Origin of the sequence: Streptomyces sp. NRRL WC-3549 (assembly GCF_000721935.1) — a bacterium.
Classification (GTDB): domain Bacteria; phylum Actinomycetota; class Actinomycetes; order Streptomycetales; family Streptomycetaceae; genus Streptomyces.
This window is the reverse complement of the sequence record NZ_KL585456.1, coordinates 8,359-8,849: the sequence shown is the minus strand read 5'-3', so window position 1 is coordinate 8,849 and position 491 is coordinate 8,359. Positions and strand designations below refer to the sequence as shown.

The window sequence follows — 491 nt, the reverse complement described above, 5'->3', positions numbered from 1 at the left end:
GGCCGGACCCGCTCCACCGCGAGCGCCGCGCCCAGCAGCTCCGCGTCCGTGCCCCGGTCGGTCACCAGCTGGAGGCCGACCGGGCAGCCGTCCGGTGTGAACCCGGCCGGAACGCTCGCCGCCGGATGCCCGCTGAGGTTGAACGACCAGGTGAGCGCCGTGGAGTAGACCTCGCCCGGACCGTCGTGGCCGTGCGGCGGGGTCGGGGTGACCGGGGCGAGCAGCAGCGGCACCCGGGCGAACAGGGCCTCCAGGGCCCGGTCGCCGGCCTCCCGTACCCGCCGCGTCGCCGGGGTCACCGCGTTCCCGCGCACCGCCGCCCATGCCTCGGCCGGGTCCGGCAGCGTGAGGGCGTGCTCGACCAGGCGTACGACTCCCGCCGCGGCCAGCCGGTCCACGGCGGTCCGGACCACGCGCGCCACCTCCGGGTCGACGGAGGCGAAGCCCAGGTCGGGGCTGAGGACGGCCGGGACCGGCAGCCGGGCCGGCCG

At 78.8% G+C, this 491-nt stretch carries 1 protein-coding gene; it reads right to left on the bottom strand.

The features are described 5' to 3' along the window. The coding region (locus tag IH13_RS0135695) for an amidase family protein (protein ID WP_031091233.1) at positions 1 to 491 on the bottom strand (491 nt) is incomplete at both ends.